Annotated in this window: 20 protein-coding genes and 1 pseudogene; 16 read left to right on the forward strand and 5 right to left on the reverse strand. The window is 56.7% G+C overall.

Annotated elements, in window-relative coordinates:
• Positions 1-2: 2 nt before the first annotated feature.
• Together cheA and cheW are read left to right on the forward strand one after the other, a co-directional pair.
• Positions 3-2,039, forward strand: coding sequence for a chemotaxis protein CheA (gene cheA / locus AC1VYI_RS10265; RefSeq protein ID WP_023312263.1), 2,037 nt, complete (start codon positions 3-5; stop codon positions 2,037-2,039).
• Between the two features lie 19 nt (positions 2,040-2,058).
• Positions 2,059-2,562 (forward strand): chemotaxis protein CheW, encoded by a 504-nt coding sequence (cheW, locus tag AC1VYI_RS10270; protein WP_023312262.1) that lies wholly within the window; start codon positions 2,059-2,061, stop codon positions 2,560-2,562.
• 104 nt (positions 2,563-2,666) lie between these two features.
• Here the strand turns inward: cheW and AC1VYI_RS10275 are convergent, their stop codons facing one another.
• Positions 2,667-3,926 carry a dicarboxylate/amino acid:cation symporter gene (locus tag AC1VYI_RS10275; RefSeq protein ID WP_134866052.1) on the reverse strand — a complete coding sequence of 420 codons (1,260 nt, stop codon included), beginning with the start codon at positions 3,924-3,926 and terminating at the stop codon, positions 2,667-2,669.
• A 429-nt stretch (positions 3,927-4,355) separates the two neighbouring features.
• On the opposite strand from AC1VYI_RS10275, the gene AC1VYI_RS10280 reads away from it, so the two are divergent.
• From AC1VYI_RS10280 to cheZ, 11 genes and pseudogenes are all read left to right on the forward strand, one after another.
• Positions 4,356-4,928 (forward strand): Csu type fimbrial protein, encoded by a 573-nt coding sequence (locus AC1VYI_RS10280; protein ID WP_023312260.1) that lies wholly within the window; start codon positions 4,356-4,358, stop codon positions 4,926-4,928.
• A 12-nt stretch (positions 4,929-4,940) separates the two neighbouring features.
• The gene (locus AC1VYI_RS10285) at positions 4,941-5,489 is read left to right on the forward strand and encodes a Csu type fimbrial protein (protein WP_045356795.1); all 549 of its coding nucleotides are present in this window, start codon (positions 4,941-4,943) and stop codon (positions 5,487-5,489) included.
• A 16-nt stretch (positions 5,490-5,505) separates the two neighbouring features.
• Positions 5,506-6,261, forward strand: a complete 756-nt coding sequence (locus tag AC1VYI_RS10290; protein ID WP_134866053.1) for a fimbrial biogenesis chaperone — start codon at positions 5,506-5,508, stop codon at positions 6,259-6,261.
• Positions 6,237-8,620, forward strand: a pseudogene (locus AC1VYI_RS10295) (fimbria/pilus outer membrane usher protein). Before AC1VYI_RS10290 ends, AC1VYI_RS10295 begins: the two are co-directional and overlap by 25 nt.
• Positions 8,617-9,579, forward strand: coding sequence for a Csu type fimbrial protein (locus AC1VYI_RS10300; RefSeq protein ID WP_134866054.1), 963 nt, complete (start codon positions 8,617-8,619; stop codon positions 9,577-9,579). The pseudogene AC1VYI_RS10295 and the gene AC1VYI_RS10300 overlap by 4 nt, the downstream one beginning before the upstream one ends.
• Positions 9,580-9,664: 85 nt before the next feature.
• Entirely contained in the window at positions 9,665-11,332 is a 1,668-nt protein-coding gene (gene tar / locus AC1VYI_RS10305; RefSeq protein WP_023312255.1) for a methyl-accepting chemotaxis protein II, read from the forward strand.
• 44 nt (positions 11,333-11,376) lie between these two features.
• Positions 11,377-12,978 carry a methyl-accepting chemotaxis protein IV gene (tap, locus tag AC1VYI_RS10310; protein WP_047741710.1) on the forward strand — a complete coding sequence of 534 codons (1,602 nt, stop codon included), beginning with the start codon at positions 11,377-11,379 and terminating at the stop codon, positions 12,976-12,978.
• Positions 12,979-12,997: 19 nt separating this feature from the next.
• On the forward strand, positions 12,998-13,864 hold the full coding sequence (gene cheR, locus AC1VYI_RS10315) for a protein-glutamate O-methyltransferase CheR (RefSeq protein ID WP_023312253.1): 867 nt from the start codon (positions 12,998-13,000) through the stop codon (positions 13,862-13,864).
• Entirely contained in the window at positions 13,861-14,910 is a 1,050-nt protein-coding gene (locus AC1VYI_RS10320) for a protein-glutamate methylesterase/protein-glutamine glutaminase (RefSeq protein ID WP_023312252.1), read from the forward strand. The genes cheR and AC1VYI_RS10320 overlap by 4 nt, the downstream gene beginning before the upstream one ends.
• Positions 14,911-14,927: 17 nt before the next feature.
• On the forward strand, positions 14,928-15,317 hold the full coding sequence (gene cheY / locus AC1VYI_RS10325) for a chemotaxis response regulator CheY (RefSeq protein ID WP_008500431.1): 390 nt from the start codon (positions 14,928-14,930) through the stop codon (positions 15,315-15,317).
• Between the two features lie 10 nt (positions 15,318-15,327).
• Positions 15,328-15,972, forward strand: a complete 645-nt coding sequence (cheZ, locus tag AC1VYI_RS10330) for a protein phosphatase CheZ (RefSeq protein ID WP_023312251.1) — start codon at positions 15,328-15,330, stop codon at positions 15,970-15,972.
• A gap of 48 nt (positions 15,973-16,020) precedes the next feature.
• Here cheZ and AC1VYI_RS10335 read toward each other — a convergent pair whose 3' ends face one another.
• The 4 genes from AC1VYI_RS10335 to AC1VYI_RS10350 all read right to left on the reverse strand — a co-directional run bounded on the left by AC1VYI_RS10335 (position 16,021) and on the right by AC1VYI_RS10350 (position 21,147).
• Positions 16,021-17,187 carry a fimbrial protein gene (locus tag AC1VYI_RS10335; protein ID WP_134866055.1) on the reverse strand — a complete coding sequence of 389 codons (1,167 nt, stop codon included), beginning with the start codon at positions 17,185-17,187 and terminating at the stop codon, positions 16,021-16,023.
• Between the two features lie 4 nt (positions 17,188-17,191).
• Positions 17,192-19,648: a fimbria/pilus outer membrane usher protein gene (locus tag AC1VYI_RS10340; RefSeq protein WP_226483975.1), complete on the reverse strand. Its 2,457-nt coding sequence runs from the start codon at positions 19,646-19,648 to the stop codon at positions 17,192-17,194.
• A gap of 93 nt (positions 19,649-19,741) precedes the next feature.
• Entirely contained in the window at positions 19,742-20,434 is a 693-nt protein-coding gene (locus AC1VYI_RS10345) for a fimbrial biogenesis chaperone (RefSeq protein ID WP_134866057.1), read from the reverse strand.
• A 137-nt stretch (positions 20,435-20,571) separates the two neighbouring features.
• On the reverse strand, positions 20,572-21,147 hold the full coding sequence (locus AC1VYI_RS10350) for a fimbrial protein (protein WP_045355959.1): 576 nt from the start codon (positions 21,145-21,147) through the stop codon (positions 20,572-20,574).
• A 505-nt stretch (positions 21,148-21,652) separates the two neighbouring features.
• Here AC1VYI_RS10350 and flhB point away from each other — a divergent pair.
• From flhB to flhE, 3 genes are read left to right on the forward strand one after another with little or no spacing between them, the layout of a single operon-like run.
• Positions 21,653-22,801 (forward strand): flagellar biosynthesis protein FlhB, encoded by a 1,149-nt coding sequence (gene flhB / locus AC1VYI_RS10355; protein ID WP_045355960.1) that lies wholly within the window; start codon positions 21,653-21,655, stop codon positions 22,799-22,801.
• A complete protein-coding gene (flhA, locus tag AC1VYI_RS10360; protein WP_023312249.1) occupies positions 22,794-24,872 on the forward strand; it encodes a flagellar biosynthesis protein FlhA in 2,079 nt (692 codons plus the stop codon). The genes flhB and flhA overlap by 8 nt, the downstream gene beginning before the upstream one ends.
• Positions 24,872-25,264: a flagellar protein FlhE gene (flhE, locus tag AC1VYI_RS10365; protein ID WP_023312248.1), complete on the forward strand. Its 393-nt coding sequence runs from the start codon at positions 24,872-24,874 to the stop codon at positions 25,262-25,264. Before flhA ends, flhE begins: the two co-directional genes overlap by 1 nt.
• The last annotated feature ends 9 nt before the right edge of the window (positions 25,265-25,273 follow it).

Consider the following 25,273-nt stretch of genomic DNA (forward strand, 5'->3'; position numbering starts at 1 on the left):
GCGTGAGCATGGATATTAGCGATTTTTACCAGACATTCTTTGATGAAGCCGACGAATTGTTGGCCGATATGGAGCAACACTTGCTCGATTTGGTGCCCGAAGCACCGGACTCCGAGCAGCTCAATGCCATCTTCCGTGCGGCGCACTCTATTAAAGGCGGAGCCGGAACCTTTGGATTTACCATCCTGCAGGAAACGACCCATTTAATGGAAAACCTGCTTGATGAAGCACGACGCGGTGAGATGCAGCTCAATACCGACATTATCAACCTGTTTTTGGAAACCAAAGATATTATGCAGGAACAGCTCGACGCCTATAAAAGTTCGGCAGAGCCTGATGCCGCCAGCTTTGAATACATCTGTAACGCGCTGCGCCAGCTCGCCCTGGAAGCAAAAGGTGAGGTCGCAGCAGCCGTTGTCCCTGCGGCGAAACTGAGCGTTGTCGATGCGGTTGCTGCCGACGAGGCCGCGCCAGCCGCTGCACAAGCGGGCAAACTGCGCGTTGTGCTGTCACGTCTCAAAGAGAATGAAGTTAACCTGCTGGAAGAAGAGCTGGGTAACCTGGCGAAATTAAGCAACGTGGTAAAAGGCAAAGACAGCCTTGCCGCGACGCTTGATGACGGTATTGGCCAGGACGATATCGTGGCGGTACTGTGCTTTGTTATCGAAGCTGACCAGATCGCCTTCGAAACCGAAACGGCTGCGGTTGACGTCCCTGCCGCTGCGGAAGAGGTGGCCTCTGTCGCTCAGGCCGCCGCACCGGCTGTGGCTCCTGCGGCTCCGGCGCTGAAGGCCGTGCCAAAAGAGGCCGCGGCACCTGGCCGTGGTGAAAAGCCTGCCGCGCGCTCCAGCGAGTCAACCAGTATCCGCGTTGCCGTTGAGAAGGTCGACCAGCTGATTAACCTGGTGGGTGAATTGGTGATCACCCAGTCGATGCTGGCCCAGCGTTCTAACGAACTGGACCCGGTCACGCACGGCGATCTGATCACCAGCATGGGCCAGCTGCAGCGTAACGCCCGCGACCTGCAGGAATCGGTCATGTCCATCCGTATGATGCCGATGGAATATGTCTTCAGCCGCTTCCCGCGTCTGGTCCGCGACCTTGCCAGCAAGCTGAATAAACAGATTGAACTGACCCTGATGGGCAGCTCAACCGAACTGGATAAAAGCCTGATCGAGCGCATTATCGACCCGTTAACGCACCTGGTGCGTAACAGTCTCGACCACGGTATCGAACTGCCGGAAAACCGCATTGCCGCCGGTAAATCCCCGGTCGGCAACCTGATCCTCTCTGCGGAACACCAGGGCGGAAACATCTGCATCGAAGTGACCGACGACGGCGCGGGTCTTAACCGCGAGCGCATCCTGGCAAAAGCGATTTCGCAGGGAATGGCGGTCAATGAAAACATGACCGACGAAGAAGTGGGCATGCTCATCTTCGCGCCGGGCTTCTCTACCGCAGAGCAGGTGACCGACGTCTCCGGGCGCGGCGTAGGCATGGACGTGGTGAAACGTAACATCCAGGAGATGGGCGGCCACGTTGAGATCCAGTCTAAACAGGGTTCCGGCACCACCATTCGCATTCTGCTGCCGCTGACGCTGGCGATCCTCGACGGCATGTCTGTCAAAGTGGCGGACGAAGTCTTTATCCTGCCGCTGAACGCCGTGATGGAATCCCTGCAGCCGCGTGAAGAAGATCTGCATCCGCTGGCGGGCGGCGAGCGCGTCCTCGAAGTGCGCGGTGAATACCTGCCGCTGGTGGAACTGTGGAAAGTGTTCGAAGTGGACGGGGCGAAGACAGAGGCCACGCAGGGCATCGTTGTGATCCTGCAAAGCGCGGGCCGTCGCTACGCGCTGCTGGTCGATCAGCTGATTGGCCAGCACCAGGTGGTAGTGAAGAACCTCGAAAGCAACTACCGCAAAGTGCCGGGTATTTCTGCCGCCACCATTCTGGGTGATGGTAGCGTGGCGCTGATCGTCGATGTGTCGGCGCTTCAGGGTTTAAATCGTGAACAACGTGTGGCGTACACAGCCGCCTGATTAAGTAGAAGGTAATAACATGACCGGTATGAGTAATGTAACGAAACTGGCGGGCGAGCCATCAGGGCAGGAATTCCTGGTATTCACTTTAGGCGATGAGGAGTACGGCATCGATATCCTGAAAGTGCAGGAAATCCGTGGTTACGACCAGGTTACCCGCATCGCTAACACGCCTGCTTTTATTAAAGGTGTCACCAACCTGCGTGGCGTCATTGTGCCAATCGTGGACCTGCGCGTGAAGTTCAGCCAGGGCGACGTTGACTACGACGACAACACCGTGGTGATCGTTCTGAATCTGGGGCAGCGCGTGGTAGGTATCGTGGTGGACGGCGTATCTGATGTGCTTTCCCTGACCTCTGACCAAATTCGTCCTGCGCCGGAGTTTGCGGTCACGCTGTCGACCGAATACCTGACCGGCCTGGGCGCGCTCGGCGAGCGTATGCTGATCCTGGTGAACATTGAGAAGTTGCTGAACAGCGATGAGATGGCGCTACTGGATATCGCCGCGAGTCACGTAGCGTAGGTAAATGCAAAACGGCAACCCAGGTTGCCGTTTTTTGTGTTTGCACCCTCTCCCTGTGGGAGAGGGCTGGGGTGAGGGCATCAGGCCTCACCCTTTTTTTCACCTTACGCTTCCTGCTTTACCAGTTCAGCTTCAGCTTCCCGCGCGCCTTCATTCTGGGACAGCATCGCGGTCGCGATCCCATTCCCCAGCACGTTAATTGCGGAACGGCCCATATCCAGGAAGTGGTCGATCCCCATCAGCAGCAGAATACCCGCCACCGGAATGTTAAAGCTTGGAATGGTTGCTGCCAGCACCACCAGGGATGAACGCGGTACGCCCGCAATCCCTTTCGACGCCAGCATCAGAGTCAGCATCAGCACCGTCACTTCAGAGAAGCTCAGGTGAATGTTGTACGCCTGAGCGATAAACATCGAGGCGAAAGAGCAGTACACCATCGAACCCACCAGGTTGAAGGAGTAGCCAATCGGCAGAACGAAAGAGGCGATGTTGCGCGAGCAGCCAAAGCGCTCCAGCTGCTCCAGCGTTTTCGGGTAGGCGGCTTCAGAGCTGCTGGTGGTAAACGCCACCAGGACCGGGTCTTTCAGCATGCTGACCAGGCGAAACACCTCTTTTTTCAGCACCATGTAGCCCACGGCCAGCAGCACCATGCAGGTGAGAAGAATGGCAACATAGTAGCCGCCAATAAAGGAGGCGTAGTTCAGCAGAATGCCCAGACCCTGCGTGGCAATGACGGATGAAATCGCCGCGAAAATGGCCAGTGGAGCAACGTACATCACGTAACCCGTTACCTTCAGCATGATATGGGAAACCACATCCAGCGCGGCCACCAGCGGCGCGTTGAATTTCTGCCCCAGCGACGCGCCGCCGATGCCGAAGAACATCGAGAACACCACAATCTGCAGGATCTCATTGTTCGACATCGCCCCCGCGATACTGGTCGGAATGGTGTGCGACAGGAACGCTTTCAGCGTCATGCCGCCAACGGCCAGGCCGGTATCTACCGCTTCTGTCGGAACCGTCAGGTTCAGACCGCTTCCCGGATGCTCCAGCGTGACGATGAACAGGCCAACCAGAATTGAGAGCACGGATGAGCTGAAAAACCACACCATCGCTTTGCCGCCAACGCGGCCAATGGTGGAGGTTTCGCCCAGCTTCATAATGCCGACGGTGAGCGTGCTGAAGACCAACGGTGCAATGACCATTTTGATTAGACGGAGGAAAATATCGGTCAGAAGGGTAATATTATCCGACCAGGCTGTGATGGCATCCGCAGATGCATACTCATGAATTGCTGCCCCTGAAAGAATACCCGCCAGCATGAATATCACGATGAAGAGTGTGAGTTTGTTTGCACTTGCCACGAAAAAAGACCCTCTATGCGCTTCAGATGTAGCCCGCATCGATACATATAAATTTTTTATTACGATGCGGGAAATTATTCGGCACATAAATTGACGCAAAGTGTAGGGGGATACAACTCCTTTTTAAGTTTTATTAATTTTGTTGTTAATGCGTCGACGATATATTGTGATCGCTGTCACACTTTAATGGATATATTCTCCCCGGATAGAATAAAATTGCTGCCTGAATTAATTTAACTTTCTGTTATTTATAAGAAAATTGAGTCAATAAGACATATGCCTTATGCGTTAAGGGTCAGGTGGTCGAAGCGATATCCGTAAACTAAATTCTCAATAACCCCCTCAGAGGAACGTTAAGCGGGGCTAACATCTTGAACGACAAAAATAAAATGTGGCAAGGGAATGGAGACGTCTTCTGGAGGGTGGTAAATGAAAAGAAAACTTCTTTTGATCTGCGCAGGCACCTTACTGGCTGCGACAACGGCTCATCAGGCGCTGGCCGTCACCAGCAGCGGCACCATCGGTGCAACGCTGACGCTGACAAACGGGTGTCTGATAAACGGCTCGCCCGCACAAAGTGGCATTAACTTCGGTACGCTCGATTTCGGTACCCATCCGGCAACCTTTTCCACGCTTACGACGCAGCTGAGCGGCGCCAGCGGCGGAAACACCTTCACCATTCAATGTACGACCGCCAGCTATACGGTCGCGATCACAGGTAATACCCACTCCACCGCGCCCGGCTCGGTTGTCGGTTCGCCGGGTACGCCTGAACGCTATCTGGTGAATACGGCCAACGCGGCACAGGGCGTGGCCTACAGCCTGTACAGCGACAGCGGGTTTAACACCGTGATTGCCAATAACGCCGCGCTGCCGATCGCGTCCACGGCAGGCGGGGTGGACAGTTACACCCTGTACGGACGGATTACCGGCGGCGGTAACAGCGTGACGGTCGTCCCGGGGACCTACACCGACACGATTAACGTCAGCGTCACCTACTAGTCCCGAACCGCCATGAAGGCATCTCTCACAGGTCTGCGCAAATGCGCAGAGGGACGCGTGCAGCCTTTTTTCGCGATGATCGTCGGATTGCTCATGATGCCCACGGCGGATGCGGTGACATCCCAGTCCTTTAAGGTCAGCGCGACGATTGTGCCGGGATGCGCGGTGGCCACCGGTAGCGGAGGGCTTCTCGGTACGCTGGATTTTGGCAGCCATAACGGCGTCGAGAGCGCGCCGGTCAGCACCAGCTTTGTGCCAAACGGGGCGTTGTCTATTGCCTGTACGCCAGGCGTGGCGCTGAGCATGAGCATTAATGGCGGTCAAAATTATTCATCCGTTCGTCGCATGAAGCGCGCGAACGGCGTCGATATGGTGCCATACCGGCTCTACAGCAGCAGCTCGCTGGCCGCGAACAGCGAAATTGGCGTCAACCAGGCGATAGCGGTGACCTATACCAACAGCAATAACATCGCGCTGCCGCTTTTTGGCGTGGCGCTACTGACCGGGTTTAGCCCGGCGGGAACCTATTCCGATCAGCTCACCGTGACCTTGTCATGGTAATAAAGGGGGAGTGTTGATGAAGCCATTTTTCAGACCGGTTTGTCTGGCGGGCGCGTTGGGTATGGCGGTTGCTGGCCAGGCGCAGGCGGCTGCCACCATCCTGCTCTGGCCCATCGATCCCTGGCTTGCGGCGGACGCCAACGCCACGGAACTGTGGATCCAGAACCAGGGAAACAGCGCCACGACGATGCAGGTCCGCATCGTGCGCTGGAAGCAGGAGGACGGACACGAGCGCTTTACCGCGCAGCAGGACGTGGTCGCCAGCCCGCCCATCGTCACGATTGGCACGGGCAGCAAGCAGCTCATTCGCCTTATCAAACAGGCTACGGTTCCTGCAGGGGTCGAACAGGCCTATCGCATTATCGTCGATGAAATCCCCCAGCCAGATGCCAAAGCCGAACCCGCCATCGGCCTGAAATTGCAGATGCGTTACTCCATCCCTCTGTTCGTATATGGACAGGGGATCCCGACTATCAAAGAGGGCGCGCATCACGCGCTGGCGGAGACCCAAAACCTGAGCTGGCGGGTGACGCAGGCGGAGGGGAAGCCTGCGCTGGAGGTCAAAAATCGGGGTAATGTCCACGTCAGGCTGAGCCAGGTGGCGCTGGAGCAGGGAGGTCAGAAACGCACGGTGGCGGAGGGATTGCTGGGTTACGTCCTGCCGGGCAGCACCCGCAGCTGGCCTATACCCGCTGGCGTTCGTCAGCCAGAGCGGATGAGCGCGCAGATTAATGCCAGGGACGAACAATGGCAGTCGACGCCCGTCAACTGAAGCCGGCGATGATGATACTGCTATGCGTCAGTTCCGCGACACTGGCCGGACCCGGCGACGACAGTTTACCGCCGCCTCCCCAGGCACAGGCGATAAATGATGAAGCGGTTTTCCAGCTGGCCATCGTGGTCAATCACTACGACACCGGCCTGGTCGTGCCCGTGACGCAGCGTAAAGGCGCTTTCTTTATCTCCAGCGCCGATTTGCTGCGCGCGGGGCTGCCCCCGGCGCACGTTCCCACCGGCGAGGTAAATCTCTCCTCGCTTGCTCAGGTTCGGGTGGAGTACGACAGCGCCGCGCAGCGCCTGCTGCTGACCGTTCCCCGCGACTGGGTGACGGCCCGCGTGACGCCTTTCAGCGCGCAAGCGGCGCAGGCCAAACCTCACTATGGGCGCGGGGCGCTGCTGAATTACGATCTCTACACCAACCACACGGAACATATCGGCGGCCAGGCGTCGATCTGGCATGAGTTCCGCTACTTCAACGAAAACGGCTCGTTTTCCTCGACCGGTTACGCGCGGGAAAATTTCACCGGTAACGACGGCCAGCAGGAAGGGTATGTCCGCTATGACACGACCCTGCTGTTCACCAACGAAGATGACGCGATGAGCTGGAGCGCCGGGGACGTGATCAGCGATGCCCTGAGCTGGAGCTCCAGCGTGCGAATGGGGGGGATAAGCGTCGGGCGGGATTTCTCCCTGCGTCCTGACCTGGTGACATGGCCGCTGCCCGAGTTCGCGGGGGAAGCTGCGGTACCCACTTCGGTCGATCTCTTTATCAACGGCTATCGCTCCGGTTCAACCCAGCTTCAGCCGGGGCCTTTCACCCTGACCAATCTGCCCTATATCAACGGGGCCGGGGATGCGGTACTGGTCACAACGGATGCGCTGGGGCGCCAGGTAAGCACCACGCTACCGTTTTACGTCACCAGCGACCTGCTTAAGCAAGGGCTGAGCGACGGCGCCGTGACGCTCGGCAGCCTGCGGCGTAATTACGGTATCAAGAATTTTGACTACGGTCCGGCAGCCGGCAGCGGCTCGTATCGCTACGGAATGACGGATTGGCTAACCCTCGAGGGCCACGCGGAAGGGGCGCAGGAGCTGGCGCTGGGCGGCGCGGGGACGGTGATAAAACTCGGCCAGTTTGGCGTGGTGAACACCTCTTACTCGCAAAGCCGCATGCGCGGTGATGCGGGCGGGCAAATCAACTGGGGTTACCAGTACAGTACCAGCGAGTTTAGCGTCGCCACCCAGCACACGCGTCGCGACCGCGGCTTTGGCAATCTCGCCCTTTACGACCAGCCGACGGTGTATGACGAAAACGATAAGCCCATCGCCAGCTTTAGCCGTAATACGGACCAGTATTCGCTGACCTTCAATCTGGGACGGTACGGCAACATCGGTGCAGCCTGGATCGGCGTGGAGAGTTTTGACAGCCAAAAAACCGAGCTGCTTAATCTCTCCTGGAGCCGCAACCTGTGGGGGGCGAGCAGCATTTATCTGGCCGGCAGCCGGGATCGGCAGCGGGGAGACTGGACGGTCGCGCTGTCGCTGCAGGTGCCGCTGGGGGCACGCGACAGCGCTGCCGTCACCGTCGAAAACACTCCGGATGCAGGCAGTACCCAGCGCATTAACTACAACCACTCCATGCCTTCTGACGGTGGGTTCAGCTGGAACATGGCCTGGGCCAACCAGTCGAGATCCAGTGATTATCAACAGGGTACGCTGGGCTGGCGCAATAACAATATCGAGCTGCAGGGCGGCGGCTATGGCGAAAGGGATACCATGACCTGGTGGGGCGAGGCGATGGGCGCCATTGTGCTTATGGACGGCGAGCTGTTCGCGGCGAATAAGATCAACGATGCGTTTGTGGTCATCAGTACCGACGGCCACCCTGACGTGCCCGTCAGCTATGAGAACCAGCCCGTCGGTAAAACCAATAACAACGGCTACCTGCTGGTGAGCGGGGTGTCGGCGTATTACCCGCAAGCTACCGGATTGATACTCTGAATCTGCCGGCGGATACCCGTCTGAAAGAGACCGAACGCCGGATCGCGATTCAGCGTCACAGCGGCTATCTGGTCGATTTCCCGATGGAGCAGGAGCGGGTGGCAAGCGTTATTCTGCATGATACGAACGGGAAGGCGTTGCCGGTGGGAAGTCAGGTTCGACGCGCCTCGCGCAGCAATGCGGTGGTGGGGTATGACGGCATCGCCTGGCTGGAAAATCTCAGCGACGTGAACCCGCTGGAGGTGATCGCACCTGACGGGAGGCGCTGCAAGACTACCCTGACCGTGGAGGCCAATCCGGAGCATAAGCTGAGAACCTACGGGCCGCTGATTTGCCGGGAGGCGCCATGACGCGCCTGCTGCTGTTGATCCTGCTGCTGTTCTCCGGCGGCGGCTGGGGGGCGTGTACTGTCAGCACGGTTAATGCGTCGTTTGGCAGCGTCACCTCGTTCGCGCTCAGCGGAACTGGGGAAGTTCAAACCACCGGCACGCTGGTGGTGGCCTGCGATGCCGTGCTGAATCTGCTGACTAGCGACTCGGTAACGCTGACCTACACCGCGGCATCGGTTTCGGGCAGCAGCCGCGCCACGATGAAACGCACGGATAATGCGGCCATCACCGACGTCATCCCCACCCGGCTGTGCGGGTTATCAGGATGCGCGAGCAGCAGCGAGGTACAGATTAGTAAATCGTATACCTGGAGCGGGAATACCCTGCTGGGGTTGCTGGGGTCAAAGCAGTACAACATTCCGCTCTATTTCCGCACCGTCGCCGGGCAAAACGTCACTGCCGGGCCATATCAGGTGCAGTTAACCTTCAGTATTAACTACAGCGTGTGCTCCGTGGGCGCGCTCGGCGTTTGCACAATCAATCAGACGGGAACCGCGACAACCACCATCCTGCTCGATATGACCGTCACCAACGACTGCAGCGCCATGACCACGCCAGATGTGAACTTCAACAGCGCGCCGCTGGTGCAAAGTTTCCCCACCGTCTCGCAGGCGATTGCCGTCACCTGTACCAAAGGAAGTTCGTATACCATCGGCATTAATAACGGCGCCAACGCGCTGAACAACGTGCGGCGGATGGTGAGCGGCAGCAACGCCATGAGCTACGACATCTATAAGGAAGCCACCGGTAACCGCTGGGGCGTCAGCGGCAGCGAGCGCTGGTCCAGCGCGGTATCGTCCCAGGTCAGTAGCGACGGTTTACTGCGCACCTACAACTACACCGCTAAAGTCCTGACCAATCAGGCCACGCCGCCCGCCGGAACCTACACCGACACGCTGATTGTCGACGTGGCGTTTTAACCCCCGCGCTTTTCCCTTTCGCAAATGTAAAGTTCCTGTGGGCTGTGCCGATAACACCGTTAATAAATCTATGAGAAGGTGTTGTATGTTGAACCGTATCCGCGTTGTCACAATGCTCATGATGGTGCTGGTCATTTTCGCACTTCTTCAGCTCATCTCCGGCGGGCTTTTTTTCTCGTCATTAAAACAGAACCAGGACAGCTTCGCGGCCTCGAACGATCTCCGCCTGCAGCAGAGTGAGCTCACGTCGACGTGGGATCTGATGCTGCAAACGCGCATCAACCTGAGCCGCTCGTCCGCGCGCATGATGATGGACCCTAACAATCAGCAGAGCAGCGCGAAAACCGATCTGTTGAAAAATGCCCGTGCCACCCTCGCTGATGCCGCTAAACATTACGACGCCTTTAAAAAGATTACCCCACAGCCTGCAATGGAGCAGGTGAGCCAGAACATTGACGAAAAATACAACGCCTATCATGCCGGTCTGGCAGAGCTGATTCAGTTCCTGGAGAGCGGCAATATGGACGCCTATTTCGCGCAGCCGACGCAGGGGATGCAAAACGCACTCGGCGCGGCGCTGGGGGAATACGCGAAGGCCAGCGGCGATCTCTATCACTCGGCCTTTACGGAAAGCCAGAATGACTACCGCTTTGCGAAATGGCAGATGGCGGTGATGGCGCTGGCGCTGGTTATTGTGCTGGTTGCGGTCTGGTACGGCATTCGCCATATCCTGCTGAACCCTCTCGGCCGCGTCATTGCCCACATTCGCGAAATTGCCGGCGGTGACCTGACCAAAACGCTGACCGTCTCCGGGCGCAATGAGATCACCGAGCTGGCAAACAGCGTTGACCATATGCAGCGTTCGTTAATCGAAACCGTCGCCAACGTGCGCAACGGGTCGGAGGCTATCTATACCGGCACCAGCGAAATTGCGATGGGGAATAACGATCTCTCATCCCGAACCGAGCAGCAGGCTTCCGCCCTGGAAGAGACGGCCGCCAGCATGGAGCAGCTCACCGCGACCGTGAAGCAGAACGCCGATAACGCCCGCCAGGCGTCTCAGCTGGCAGAAAGCGCCTCCGAGACGGCGCAGCGCGGCGGACGCGTGGTGGATGGCGTGGTGAAAACCATGCACGAAATCGCAGACAGCTCGAAGAAAATCGCCGACATCATCAGCGTCATCGACGGCATTGCCTTCCAGACCAACATTCTGGCGCTGAACGCCGCCGTGGAAGCGGCGCGCGCGGGCGAACAGGGGCGCGGGTTTGCCGTGGTGGCCGGGGAAGTACGCAACCTGGCCAGCCGCAGCGCCAACGCGGCCAAAGAGATCAAGTCCCTGATTGAAGATTCCGTCTCCCGCGTGGATACCGGCTCCGTGCTGGTGGAAAGCGCCGGGGAGACCATGAATGACATCGTGAATGCCGTCACCCGCGTGACGGACATCATGGGTGAAATCGCCTCTGCGTCCGATGAGCAGAGTCGTGGTATCGACCAGGTTGCCCTGGCGGTATCGGAAATGGATCGCGTGACACAGCAAAACGCCGCGCTGGTGCAGGAGTCCGCTGCGGCGGCCGCTGCTCTGGAAGACCAGGCGAGCCGTCTGAAGATGGCCGTCTCGGCGTTTCGTCTCGCTTCACTCGCTGGAAACTCGGTCACCCCGCAGGCGACGTATCGCGCGCCAGCCGCTGAATCGGCTGCAAACCGTACGCGCACCGCGACGACCGGACAAGATGAAAACTGGGAAACATTTTGACTGACAATTAAACCGCGGCTGCTTGCCGCTTGATGGGAGCGTGGATGTTAAATCGTATTCGTATCTCGACCACACTGTTTTTGATTCTGATCCTTTGCGGTGTGTTGCAGGTTGGCAGTAACGGGTTGTCTTTTTGGGCGTTTCGCGATGGCTATCAGAATTTGCAGGAAGTTGAGGCGAGTAATCAGCAGCGCTCCGCACTGGCACAAACGCGTGCTGTGCTGTTGCAGGCAAGCACTGCGCTGAACAAGGCGGGAACCTTAACCGCGCTGAGTTATCCGCCGGATGACATTAAAGCGCTGATGGCGACCGCGCGCGACAGCCTGAAGCAGGCTGACGCACAGTTTAAAGCCTTTACGGCGCAGGCCGCCGACAGCGAGAAAGAGAAAGCGCTGAAGGCCGCCATGAAGACGAACTTTGAACAGTGGTATAGCGATCTGGACCACCAGGCGACGTGGCTTGAGAACAACCAGCTTTCGGACTTTATGACCGCACCGGTTCAGGCGTCTCAGGCGGCGTTTGACGGCAGCTTTAACGCGTGGCAGCAGGATATTAACCAGTCTGTTCAGCGTGCCGGTGACCAGAGCCGTCAAAGCTATCACATGTCGGGCATCATCTTTGCGGTGGTGGTGATTCTGGCAGGGCTGCTGACCGGCGGGGCGCTGCTCTGGTCACGCAGGATGATCGTGCAGCCGCTGGCGATTATCAGCAGCCACTTCGACAGTATTGCGAAAGGGGACCTGGCGCGTCCGGTGGCGGTGTTCGGCAAGAATGAAATTTCGGCGATCTTTGCCAGCCTGAAGGCGATGCAGGGATCGCTGCGGGAAACGGTGAGCGACGTGCGGCAGGGCAGCTATGCCATGCACACCGGGATCTCTGAGATTGCGGCGGGGAACAACGATCTCTCGTCCCGCACCGAGCAGCAGGCGGCCTCGCTGGCGCAGACGGCGGCCAGCATGGAGCAGTTGACCGCGACGGTAGGCCAGAACGCCGATAACGCGCGTCAGGCTTCAGATCTGTCAAAACAGGCGGCGATGACGGCGAAGAAAGGCGGTGACCAGGCGTCCCATGTCGCCAGCACCATGCAGGAGATTGCCACCAGCTCGCAGAAAATTGGCGACATCATCAGCGTGATTGACGGTATCGCGTTCCAGACCAACATTCTGGCCCTGAATGCCGCCGTGGAAGCGGCGCGCGCCGGTGAGCAAGGGCGTGGATTTGCGGTGGTGGCGGGGGAAGTGCGTAACCTGGCGAGCCGCAGCGCCAACGCGGCGAAAGAAATTAAGGTGCTGATCGAAGAGTCGGTCTCGCGCGTTCAGCAGGGCTCAACGCTGGTGGATACGGCGGCGAAAACCATGCACGAGATCGTCACCTCCGTGACGCGGGTGAACGACATCATGGGCGAGATTGCCTCGGCGTCGGACGAACAGCGCCGCGGCATTGAGCAGGTTGCCCAGGCCGTCAGCCAGATGGATCAGGTGACGCAACAGAACGCCTCGTTAGTTGAGGAAGCGGCAGCGGCAACCGATCAGCTGGCCAGCCAGGCGGATCGTCTGACCGGACTGGTCGCGGTATTTAATGTGAAAGAGCACGTTGAAACAGTAACAGAAGTCGGGCGGTCGCAGGCCGTGCCAGTTGTATCCTGAATGTAATTAAGAAGGCGCTATGACATCACCAATGCCCCCTGGGCAAACGTCATTATTGTTGCAGATGACACAGCGCCTCGCGCTGTCCGACGCGCATTTTCGTCGGATATGTCAGTTAATCTACCAGCGTGCGGGGATCGTGCTTGCGGATCATAAGCGGGACATGGTCTACAACCGTCTGGTGCGGCGCTTGCGTACGCTGGGGCTGGATGATTTTGGCCGCTATCTGAGCATGCTCGAGGCGAACCAGAACAGCGCAGAGTGGCAGGCTTTTATTAACTCATTAACCACCAACCTGACGGCGTTTTTCCGTGAAGCTCACCACTTCCCGGTTCTGGCCGAGCACGCCCGCCGTCGCACCGGGGAATATCGCGTATGGAGTGCGGCTGCCTCGACGGGTGAAGAGCCGTACTCCCTGGCGATCACCCTTGCCGACACCCTGGGCATGACGCCCGGACGCTGGAAAGTCTACGCCAGCGATATCGATACCGAGGTGCTGGAGAAGGCGCGTAACGGCGTGTATCGCCAGGATGAACTGAAAACGCTGTCGCCGCAGCAGCTGCAGCGTTATTTCATGCGCGGCACGGGCCCGCATGAAGGCCTGGTGCGCGTACGCCAGGAGCTGGCGAACTGCGTCGAATTCGCGCCCGTTAACCTGCTGGATAAGCAGTACAACGTGCCGGGGCCGTTCGACGCCATTTTTTGCCGTAACGTTATGATCTATTTTGATAAAACGACGCAACAGGACATTCTGCGTCGGTTTGTTCCGTTGCTCAAGCCTGACGGTTTACTGTTTGCCGGGCACTCGGAAAACTTCAGCAACCTCGCGCGTGAGTTTAGCCTGCGTGGGCAAACGGTATATGCGCTGAGTAAGGAAAAAGCATGAGTAAAATCAGGGTGTTGTCTGTCGATGATTCAGCGCTGATGCGTCAGATCATGACTGAAATTATCAATAGCCACAGCGACATGGAGATGGTGGCCACTGCGCCCGATCCTCTGGTAGCGCGGGATTTAATTAAAAAATATAACCCCGACGTGCTAACGCTGGATGTCGAGATGCCGCGCATGGATGGCATAGATTTCCTCGAAAAATTAATGCGGCTTCGGCCCATGCCGGTGGTGATGGTCTCCTCCCTGACCGGAAAAGGATCGGAAATCACCCTGCGCGCGCTGGAGCTGGGGGCGGTGGATTTTGTCACCAAACCGCAGCTCGGCATACGCGAAGGGATGCTGGCCTACAGCGAAATGATCGCGGAGAAGATCCGCACCGCGTCGCGTGCGAAGCTTGCTGCCCATACGCCATTGGCCGCGCCTGCGACCCTGAAGGCCGGTCCCTTACTCAGCTCGGAAAAACTGCTGGTCATTGGGGCGTCAACCGGAGGAACAGAGGCAATTCGTCATGTACTCCAGCCATTGCCGCTTTCAAGTCCGGGTATTCTGATCACTCAGCATATGCCGCCAGGCTTTACCCGTTCGTTCGCCGAACGCCTGAACAAGTTGTGCCAGATCAGCGTGAAGGAGGCGGAAGACGGCGAGCGCGTGCTCCCGGGACATGCCTATATCGCCCCGGGCGACAAGCATATGGAGCTGGCGCGCAGCGGCGCTAACTATCAAATCAAAATTCATGACGGACCGCCGGTCAACCGGCACCGTCCGTCGGTGGATGTGCTGTTTCATTCGGTGGCGAAACATGCGGGGCGCAACGCCGTTGGGGTGATCCTGACGGGGATGGGCAACGATGGTGCCGCCGGAATGCTTGCAATGCACCAGGCTGGCGCCTGGACGATTGCGCAGAATGAAGCAAGTTGTGTGGTGTTCGGCATGCCGCGCGAGGCCATCAATATGGGTGGCGTGAGCGAAGTGGTCGATCTTAGCCAGGTAAGCCAGCAGATGCTGGCGAAAATCAGTGCCGGACAGGCAATACGTATTTGACTCAGGAGTATTATTTTATGGCGGATAAAGAGCTTAAGTTTTTGGTTGTGGATGACTTTTCCACCATGCGTCGCATCGTGCGCAACCTGCTGAAAGAGCTGGGCTTCAACAACGTTGAAGAAGCAGAAGACGGCGTTGATGCGCTGAACAAACTGCAGGCTGGCGGGTTTGGTTTTGTTATCTCCGACTGGAACATGCCTAACATGGACGGTCTGGAACTGCTGAAAACCATTCGTGCCGATGCGGGAATGGCGTCTATGCCGGTTCTGATGGTTACTGCAGAAGCGAAAAAAGAGAACATCATTGCCGCTGCACAGGCGGGCGCAAGCGGCTATGTGGTGAAGCCATTCACCGCGGCAACCCTGGAAGAGAAGCTCGGTAAGATCTTCGAGAAACTCGGCATGTGAGGTGATGGAAATGTTGCAACCTGCTATGAAACCCGTTGAAGAACACTCGCCGAGCGATATTATCGTCCGCATCGGCAGCCTGACGCGCATGCTGCGTGACAGCCTGCGCGAGCTGGGTCTGGATCAGGCGATTGCCGAAGCGGCGGAAGCCATTCCTGATGCCCGCGATCGTCTGGACTATGTTGTGCAGATGACCGCTCAGGCCGCGGAACGTGCGCTGAACAGCGTTGAAGCGTCACAGCCGCACCAGGATGCGATGGAAAAGGGGGCGAAAGCGCTGAGCAAACGCTGGGACGAGTGGTTTGAGAATCCTATCGAGCTGGCGGATGCCCGCGAGCTGGTGACGGATACCCGTCAGTACCTGGGTGATGTGCCGGGCCACACCAGCTTCACCAACGCCCAGCTGCTGGACATCATGATGGCGCAGGATTTCCAGGACCTCACCGGTCAGGTGATCAAGCGCATGATGGATGTTATCCAGGAGATTGAGCGTCAGCTGCTGATGGTTCTGCTGGAGAACATTCCGGAACCGGCAGCCCGTCCAAAACGCGAGAACGAAAGCCTGCTCAATGGTCCACAGCTCGACGCCAGCAAGGCGGGCGTTGTGGCAAGCCAGGATCAGGTTGACGATCTGCTGGACAGCCTCGGCTTCTGATTGTTCTGATTACCCTCAGGCTGCGGCGTCAGCCTGAGGGTATTTCGGTTAGCGAAGATCCATCTTCACCGTCACGTTACCTTCAAAGCGGCCCGGGGCCGGGGGGGCATTCGTCGTGCTGACCGGTACAGCCTGAATTTTGACCACACCATTTCCCTGCTCGTCCATTGTTACCGGAAACTCATAGGTACCATCCAGCGCAACGTTCTGACTGTTTTCATCATATACGCGCACCCCGAGATCGTCCCTGTCCAGAAGTTTTGCAATGTACGGCGTACTGCTATCCGCCACGCCCTGATCTGCTGTCAGCGTGAGCTTTATCCGGTCCGTGTTTCCCACTGCGTTATCATCACAGTGGTAGGCAATATCAACGTTTTTGATGGCATAACGTTTTGGCGGTTGCCCTTTGATGACGAATTGCTTGCTGACGATGCTGCCGAACTCAACCTCTATGGTGCTGCCTTCGTTGATAACGCAGCTTAGCGGCGCAGAAAGCGTGCCGCTAAACCAGATATCAGAGACCTGTTCTGCCTGTCCTGAATCGCAGCTTCCCCCCGTGCCGAAATAAAGACAGGCATAGTTTTGCGCGACGATCGTCGAAGGGATAACCTCTTGACCCAGGATGGGTTTTTTAACGTGAAGCAGGATCGCAACGACGTTCCAGCGGAAATTACGCTTTACTGTAGCGGCGTTGCTCGGTTGGGTGCCACTACTGCAAACGTTGGCATCCCCCTCCGTTTTGGCGAGTGCATTCTCGGTAGTGTTACGCATATTAGCTCTGGACGTCGGGTATTCATTGATAGCTAACGGGTTCAGAGAAGTACCGTCCGGAGAGTTGATTGCATCCGCGTAGGCGGTGATATCGGCATCGATCTTATCGGTCAAATAGCCGTATCCGTTTGTTCCCGGATTCAGCGGGCTCCCGGCAAACGTTTTTTCATAGACCATGCTCGAAGAAAACATATTTCCGGGACAGCTGCAGTTGGCCACTATCACCGGTCCATTGCCGACCAGATGATTTGGCACATCATAGTCATGATTGGCAATATTTTCGCTGGACGAAAACTCATGATCGAACGACGTGGTGTAGGCTTGCGGCGCACCGAAGCAGTTACGAAGTAAAGTCACGGCTCCCCTGCACGGGCTGGTTGCGGTCAGGCTCAATGCAGTAGTCAATAAAGCCCAGACGGCCCGTTTCGTGTGTATAGTTTTCATGTGCTTATTCCTGCTGACAAAGCTCGCTAACCGAGCGAATACCGTTAGGGCTTTCGGTTTGGTTGGCTGACTGTTGCGTAATGCTGGCGCGGCACTGTTGGCCCGTGCCGTTGCCCCATTTCACGGTGATCTGCGCGGTCTCTCCAATGCCTGCCAGATAGACGGTGCCGGTTTCATCGACAATACCGCTCATCACCGGGTCGCTACTGGTCGCGATGGCGCCGAACGGAACGGGGAGGCCGTTTGGACGCTTCAGGGTAATCAGCATCCGATAGCCTGTGCGGGCGTCAAATCTGGCCAGCACCGCCGCGTTGCGCGAGGGAATGACGGTGATGGCGGTATCGCTGCTGTCCACATTTTCCGGCAGGCTCGCGGTATCAATACGAATATTGTTCTCCTGGTACGGAGTGAGCGATGGAATGACTGCGTTACCCTGCCAGTCGGTCTGAATACCCCGCTGGTTCAGGAAACGGACGCCAGACGCGTCGTTGGCGTTGACGATAGCAAACTGGCTGCCTAAAGGTTGAGCCAGCGTGACGCCCTGAGGATGGGCAACAATACCGCCGCTAATGCCGTAGTTAAGCTGCTGAGAGTTATCAGTGGAGGCGTAATAGCCTGCGGTCAGGTTGGCGTATTGCGAGCGGTAGCTGCCGTAGACGCTGCTGATATCTTCCCCGTCGTGGTTGGAATGGCTCTGCTGTAACGAGTAGCTCAGACGCTCGTCGTCCAGCAGCGTACCGCTGAGGCCCACGTTTTGCCGCGTATAGCCATTTTTAGTATTGCTGATGTTATAGCTACTCCAGGCGCGTGGCAGCCATCTGGCGAGAGGAATGCTAAACCCTAAAGAGACCATTCTGTCAGACTCTTCGTCGTTGGTTTTGCTGTACGTATAGGCCACGTGATAACTCGTGCCGGCAACAACGGTATTTAATCCAACCGACAGGCTGCACTCTTTTTTAGAGGTGCCCCAGTAATCCTGCTGATAACCATTAAGATACAGACTCACCCCAGCAACGGTTTGGCTCACGCTGGCCTGAATGCGGTTGCGTTTATTGTAACGAAACAGCAGATCGTCTTCGTGACCGTCACGCTTTTGATTGGCGTCGGTAAAGCTGTAATACCCGCGGCTGGTGTATCGGTAGCTGCCGAGGCTGAAGTTGGTATTGGTCGAATCCAGTTTACCGGTATAAAGCAGACGCCATGACTGGCCGGTATGTTGGCTGTTGTCGTCTAGCCGGGTGTCGGCCAGGGTAACGTCAGCCGACAGCGAGCCCAGCGGCCCGAGCGCCAGACCGGCTCCGGTATTGGCGGCGTTATAGTCTTTCGAGAGGGTCAGCCCTCCAAACCAGGTGAGAAGGTTATTTAAACCGTAAATCATGCTTCCCTGGAAAAAGTCGGGTTCCTTTTGGTCGCTCCCGCTTTCAGCACGATAACGGCCTGCGGTCATTTCATACTTCATACGCCCTGGCCGCAGCATAACCGCGATACTGGAGTAGGGCTGCGTAAAGCGATGCTCGGTGCCGTCAGCCTCTTTCACCGTAACGTCCAGATCGCCGCTGTTGGTCGTGGAGTAGAGATCGTTGATTTCGAACGCGCCCGGCGCGACATTTTGCTGATAGATGAGATAGCCGTTCTGGCGCACCGAGATTTCTGCATTTGAACTGGCGATGCCGCGTATGACAGGGGCATAGCCGCGTTGGCTATAGGGAAGCATCTCTTCATCTGACGCAAGGTTGACGCCCCGGTACTGTAAGCTATCAAATACCTCGCCACGCGTGCTGCTTTCCCCGGCCGTGAACTGCGCCTTGAGGGCGTCAACGTCATGCTGCAGGAAGGTATTGATATTTTCCCACTGGTTTTCACTCTCTGAATTGCTCCACGTAGAATAGTTGCGCACTCGCCAGCCACCCAGGTTGGCGCCGGTGCGCAAATTCAGATACTGACTGGTGGCGCTGCTGACGCCGCTGTCCTTATTTTTTGATCCTGAAAAAGCGTAGTCACTGAACAACACGGGAACACCGTCGTCCCAGCGCGAGGGATCGATGTAATCGTGACCGGTCCCACTTAACGCGGCCTGAGGAATACTCAACGCTAATGTCATGGTTGAAAAATCAAGCCGCGCGGAGGCCTGGGGAATATAGTTGCTGATATCTTTGGGCAAAGCCTTATTGGCGGGTAATGCAAGCAAGGCGGGATACCGATCGATAGCAATCCCCCATGCCCGCAGCATATCCGGTGTGAGCTGCGGTATCAGTGACCCTTCCGGCGAGCTGACGTAAGCGATATTGGTGGTGCTCAGGCGGCGTTCGTTCACCTGCACTCGTGAAGAATAGGTGCCGGGTAGCTGAGCATTCGACTTTGAAAAGAGTGAAAGGTCGATATCCTGCTGTGCCAGCATGTCTCCTTCAAGCGATGAGGGAGAGAAACGATACTCACGGGCCAGCGTCGAGAAGCTCGCCATGAGCAAGACACCACCAAGGCAGCGAAGAAGCGGATTCAGTCTAAAGAGCCGCCCGTATGACAAATCAATACGTCCTGTCATCATCGCGGTCTTTTAATCCTGCGCCAGTGTGGAAGTGTATTTTTCTGAAGCATTGCCGTAATCGGTGATGCAGCGCCAGGTGACGCTCGTCCCCTGAGCATTGTCAGGGAGAGGAATGTCAACGCGGGATTTAGGGGCAGCCATATCTGCTTTCTCCACTTTGTGCGAGCCCAGCGCAAGTGAATCAAAGACGCTGTAGAACGCCCCCGCGTTGATGACAGTGAGCTGCTGACCATGACGAGCGAAGCGCAGGTTTTTACAGGTTTCAGAGGGTGTTCCGCTCAGACCTACAGGGCGCCAGAACAGTTTCAGACGCGTTTTATAGATTAACCGCAGGACGTTTTTGTCACCCTCATCTGTAGCCGTGGCAGGAACGGTTCGCACGTTCATATAGAACAGCGACTCTTTATCCCCTGCTAAGGCTGTCCCGTTCCAGGTAATGCGCAGGCTTTGCTCTTTTTGCGGATCGAGCCGAAAGAGAGGCGGAGTTACGATAAACGGTCCGTGCGTTTTACCATCGCCCGTATCCGTCCATGACTGTATTAACCATGGAAGCTCTTTATCATTATTTTGTAAGGGCAGGGCAACTTCCTTTTTCGCGGCATCGTAGATTATGCGTGTGCGACCGATCTGAATACCTGCTGCGTGACAAAAGGTGCTCGTAATAACAGGAATGCATAATAAGACCTGGAGTAAAATGCGCATGGTGAAACCTTTAATAAAGGAGATTGAAGGGGAATGATAATAGTCCGAATCCGGATTCGGACTATTATCAGAGCATGACTCCTTAAACGTCATGAGGCCTAAATCTATTTATATTATGAATGTCAGCAGTGTGTTTATTAACGGTAAAGAATGTTTACCGTCATATCAGCATCTGCCGGACCGGCCGTAACCGCAGCTGCAAATGATTTATAGCGAGCATTAAAATCAGCTTTAATCGTATCTTCGGGTTTTGACGCCAGTTCGATATAGACCTGCCCTTCGGCGCCGTCCATCGTGATGAGCTTATCATCTTTACCCGCCAGGCTGACGGCAACGCCGATACCTGTAGCCGCGGTATCGCCCGTGGTGGTAATTTTACTGACGTCCAGCAGCGTATTGGTCCCGGTCAGGGTTGTTGGGCCGTTAAAGGTCAGCTGTACAGCCGGAAGCCCATCGCTTTTCAACGGGCAGTTCGCTAGCGTAACGGAGAAGGGCATAAGTGCGGTTTCCGTTCCAACATCAGTAAACAACGATATAGGATAGGTACCCAGCGGGATAGTACTGTCCGTGCCATCGTCCCCCTGAATCGTACAGCTTGATTCGATAATTTCACCCGTGAAATGAATAGTGCCGGCATTCATTTCTGCGGCGAAACCATTCATTGACAGTGTTGCAAGGGTTAAGCCTGCAATAATATGCTTTTTCAAATCCATCTTAAATCTTCCTTTAAATAAAAAGTAATATCTGGCATATAATTTGCTTTCTCGTGAAAAGTAAATTATGTCACGCGAAATTATAACATTTAAATTTCTTCTGGTAAGTGAGCTTCAGGACTAATGTTATAATGATTAATCCATTTTTGGATTTTCTCCGGTAATGGATAAATAGATTTTTAATTGGTCTGAATTATTGAATTTACATACTTATATCATTCCTGCAATATTAAGTGGTTAAAATCGACGACTATGTTAATTTTCTTTCGGGATATTTTTTGAATAAACATTTTAAAACTTCGCTTAATTCATTTTGTGATATGAAGCGCATCACAAAAGCCGGAACAATGTTTGTTCGAACATAACGTGTCCTCTCTTCGCTTGCCCAATGTACGGAGTGGCGTTTTAAACTGGATAAAAAGACCCGGTTATAGGGGTTTATCAGCCCATTGATGAAAGGCGGTGCTGGCATGATACCCGTGACGTAATGGGCTGAGCATGCACTGTGGCAGAAGAGAACGACGACAAAACGGAAGCCCCCACACCCCACCGGCTAGAAAAAGCGCGTGAGGAAGGGCAGATCCCCCGATCCCGAGAATTAACCTCCCTGCTGATCCTTATCGTAGGGGTGTGCATTATCTGGTGGGGCGGGGAGTCGCTCGCCCGCAGGCTAGCGGGAATGTTGTCCACCGGCTTACGTTTTGACCACAGCATGGTCAACGATCCGAATCTGATCCTCAGCCAGATTATTCAGCTTATTAAGGGGGCCATGGTCGCGCTGTTGCCCCTGATTACCGGGGTCGTGCTGGTCGCGCTGGTCTCTCCGGTGATGCTCGGCGGTCTGGTTTTCAGTGCCAAATCGCTGCAACCGAAATTTTCCAAACTGAACCCGCTGCCGGGTATTGCGAAAATGTTCTCTGCGCAGACCGGGGCTGAGCTGCTCAAAGCCGTCCTCAAATCGGTGCTGATGGGCAGTTCCGCAGGCTTTTACCTCTGGTACCACTGGCCAGAAATGATGCGTCTTATCAGCGAATCGCCTCTCACCGCGATGAGCAACGCGCTGAATCTGGTCGGGCTCTGCGCGCTGCTTGTGGTGCTCAGCATTATCCCGATGGTGGGTTTTGACGTGATCTTCCAGCTTTATACCCACTTCAAAAAGCTGCGCATGTCGCGTCAGGATATCCGTGACGAATATAAGCAGATGGAAGGTGACCCGCACGTAAAAGGGCGTATCCGCCAGATGCAGCGTGCCGCCGCCCGTCGCCGCATGATGGACGATGTGCCGAAGGCCGACGTCATTGTTACCAACCCAACGCACTATTCCGTTGCGCTGCGCTATGACGAAAACAAAATGAGCGCGCCGAAAGTCGTTGCTAAAGGGGCGGGGCTGATCGCACTCCGTATCAGGGAAATTGGCACAGAACACCGCGTGCCGATCCTGGAAGCCCCTCCGCTGGCGCGTGCCCTGTACCGCCATGCGGATATCGGACAACAGATCCCGGGACAACTCTACGCCGCCGTGGCGGAAGTGCTGGCCTGGGTGTGGCAGTTGAAGCGCTGGCGTCTGGCTGGCGGTCAGCGGCCTGTAAAACCTGAAAACCTTCCGGTGCCTGCCGCGCTGGATTTTATGAACGAGAAGGACACTGATGGCTAATCTGGTGGCAATGTTGCGCCTGCCCGGCAACCTGAAATCGACCCAATGGCAAATCCTTGCCGGGCCGATTCTGATCCTGCTAATTCTGTCGATGATGGTACTGCCGCTCCCGGCGTTCATCCTCGATCTGCTTTTCACTTTCAATATTGCGCTGTCCATTATGGTGCTGCTGGTGGCGATGTTCACCCAGCGTACCCTGGAGTTTGCCGCATTCCCGACCATTCTGCTGTTTACCACCTTGCTCCGACTGGCGCTGAACGTCGCGTCCACGCGTATCATCCTGATGGAAGGTCACACCGGTGCGGCAGCGGCAGGTAAAGTGGTTGAAGCGTTCGGCCACTTCCTGGTGGGCGGCAATTTCGCTATCGGTATCGTGGTGTTCGTTATCCTCGTTATTATCAACTTTATGGTTATCACCAAAGGTGCAGGGCGTATTGCGGAAGTGGGCGCGCGTTTTGTGCTGGACGGGATGCCGGGCAAACAGATGGCGATCGATGCCGACCTGAATGCCGGTCTTATCGCCGAAGATGAAGCCAAAAAACGCCGTTCGGAAGTGACGCAGGAAGCGGACTTCTACGGCTCCATGGACGGTGCGAGCAAGTTTGTGCGCGGTGACGCCATCGCGGGCATTCTGATCATGGTGATTAACGTGGTCGGCGGCCTGCTGGTGGGGGTATTGCAGCACGGGATGGACATGGGCCACGCGGCGGAAAGCTATACGCTGCTGACCATTGGTGACGGTCTGGTCGCGCAGATCCCGGCGCTGGTTATCTCTACTGCGGCGGGTGTGATTGTGACCCGCGTGAGTACCGATCAGGACGTTGGCGAGCAGATGGTGGGCCAGCTGTTCAGCAACCCGCGCGTGATGCTGCTGGCCGCTGCCGTTCTGGGTTTGCTCGGCCTGGTCCCGGGGATGCCAAACCTCGTCTTCCTGCTGTTTACGGCGGGTCTGCTGGGGCTTGCCTGGTGGATGCGCGGTCGTGAAACCAAACCGGCAGCGGAGCCTGTTCAGGTAAAAATGCCGGAGAATACCCAGGCCGTCGAAGCGACCTGGAACGACGTTCAGCTGGAAGATTCCCTGGGAATGGAAGTGGGCTATCGCCTGATTCCGATGGTCGATTTCCAGCAGGATGGCGAGCTGCTTGGCCGTATCCGCAGTATCCGTAAAAAATTCGCGCAGGATATGGGCTTCCTGCCGCCGGTTGTTCACATCCGCGACAATATGGACCTGCCGCCCGCGCGCTATCGCATTCTGATGAAAGGTGTCGAAATTGGCAGCGGTGATGCCTATCCGGGCCGCTGGCTGGCGATTAACCCGGGCACCGCCGCAGGCACGCTTCCGGGCGAGCAAACTATCGACCCGGCCTTTGGCCTGGCCGCTATCTGGATTGAAAGTGCCCTGAAAGAGCAGGCGCAAATTCAGGGGTATACGGTTGTTGAAGCCAGTACCGTGGTGGCGACCCATCTTAATCACCTGATTGGGCAATTCTCGGCAGAGCTGTTTGGCCGTCAGGAGGCGCAGCAGCTGCTGGACCGCGTCACGCAGGAGATGCCGAAGCTGACGGAAGATCTGGTCCCGGGCGTGGTGACCTTAACCACGCTGCACAAGGTGCTGCAAAACCTGCTTGAAGAGAAAGTGCCGATCCGCGATATGCGCACTATTCTGGAAACCCTTGCCGAGCATGCGCCGATACAAAACGATCCGCACGAGCTGACGGCGGTGGTACGCGTGGCGCTGGGTCGTGCGATCACCCAGCAGTGGTTCCCGGGAACCGGAGAAGTGCAGGTTATTGGCCTCGATACGCCGCTTGAACGTCTGCTGCTGCAGGCCCTGCAGGGCGGGGGCGGCCTGGAGCCGGGGCTGGCGGACCGTCTGCTGGCGCAAACGCAGGAGGCGCTGGCGCGCCAGGAGATGCTGGGCGCACCGCCGGTGCTGCTGGTTAATCATGCGCTGCGTCCGCTGCTGTCGCGTTTCCTGCGTCGTAGCCTGAATCAGCTGGTCGTGCTGTCGAATATGGAGCTGTCGGATAACCGTCATATCCGCATGACCGCGACGATTGGAGGAAAATAATGCGTAAATGGCTCTGGATTTTGCTCTTCCCGCTGGCGGCGTACGCTGCCGGGGAGGGCACCTGGCAGGCAAGCAGCATGGGGGTGACCCTCAGCAACCGGGGTGTTGCCATGTCATCTAACCCGCTGGCGCCTGCTGAAGAGGTTTCCGGTCTGATGGGCCTTGTGGTCTGGAATTACCGGCTGATTGGCCCAACGCCCGCAGGGCTGCGGGTGCGCCTCTGCTCTCAGACGCGCTGCACGGAAATCGACGGTGAAAATGGCACGACGCAGGCGTTCAACGGCGTACCGGCCATTGAACCTTTGCGTTTCATCTGGGAAGTGCCGGGCGGGGGGCGCTTAATCCCGGCGCTGAAAGTCCAGAGTAATTCCGTCATCGTGAACTATCGCTAACACCCTGCC

Source organism: Enterobacter sp. QK-SA4, from assembly GCF_056856775.1.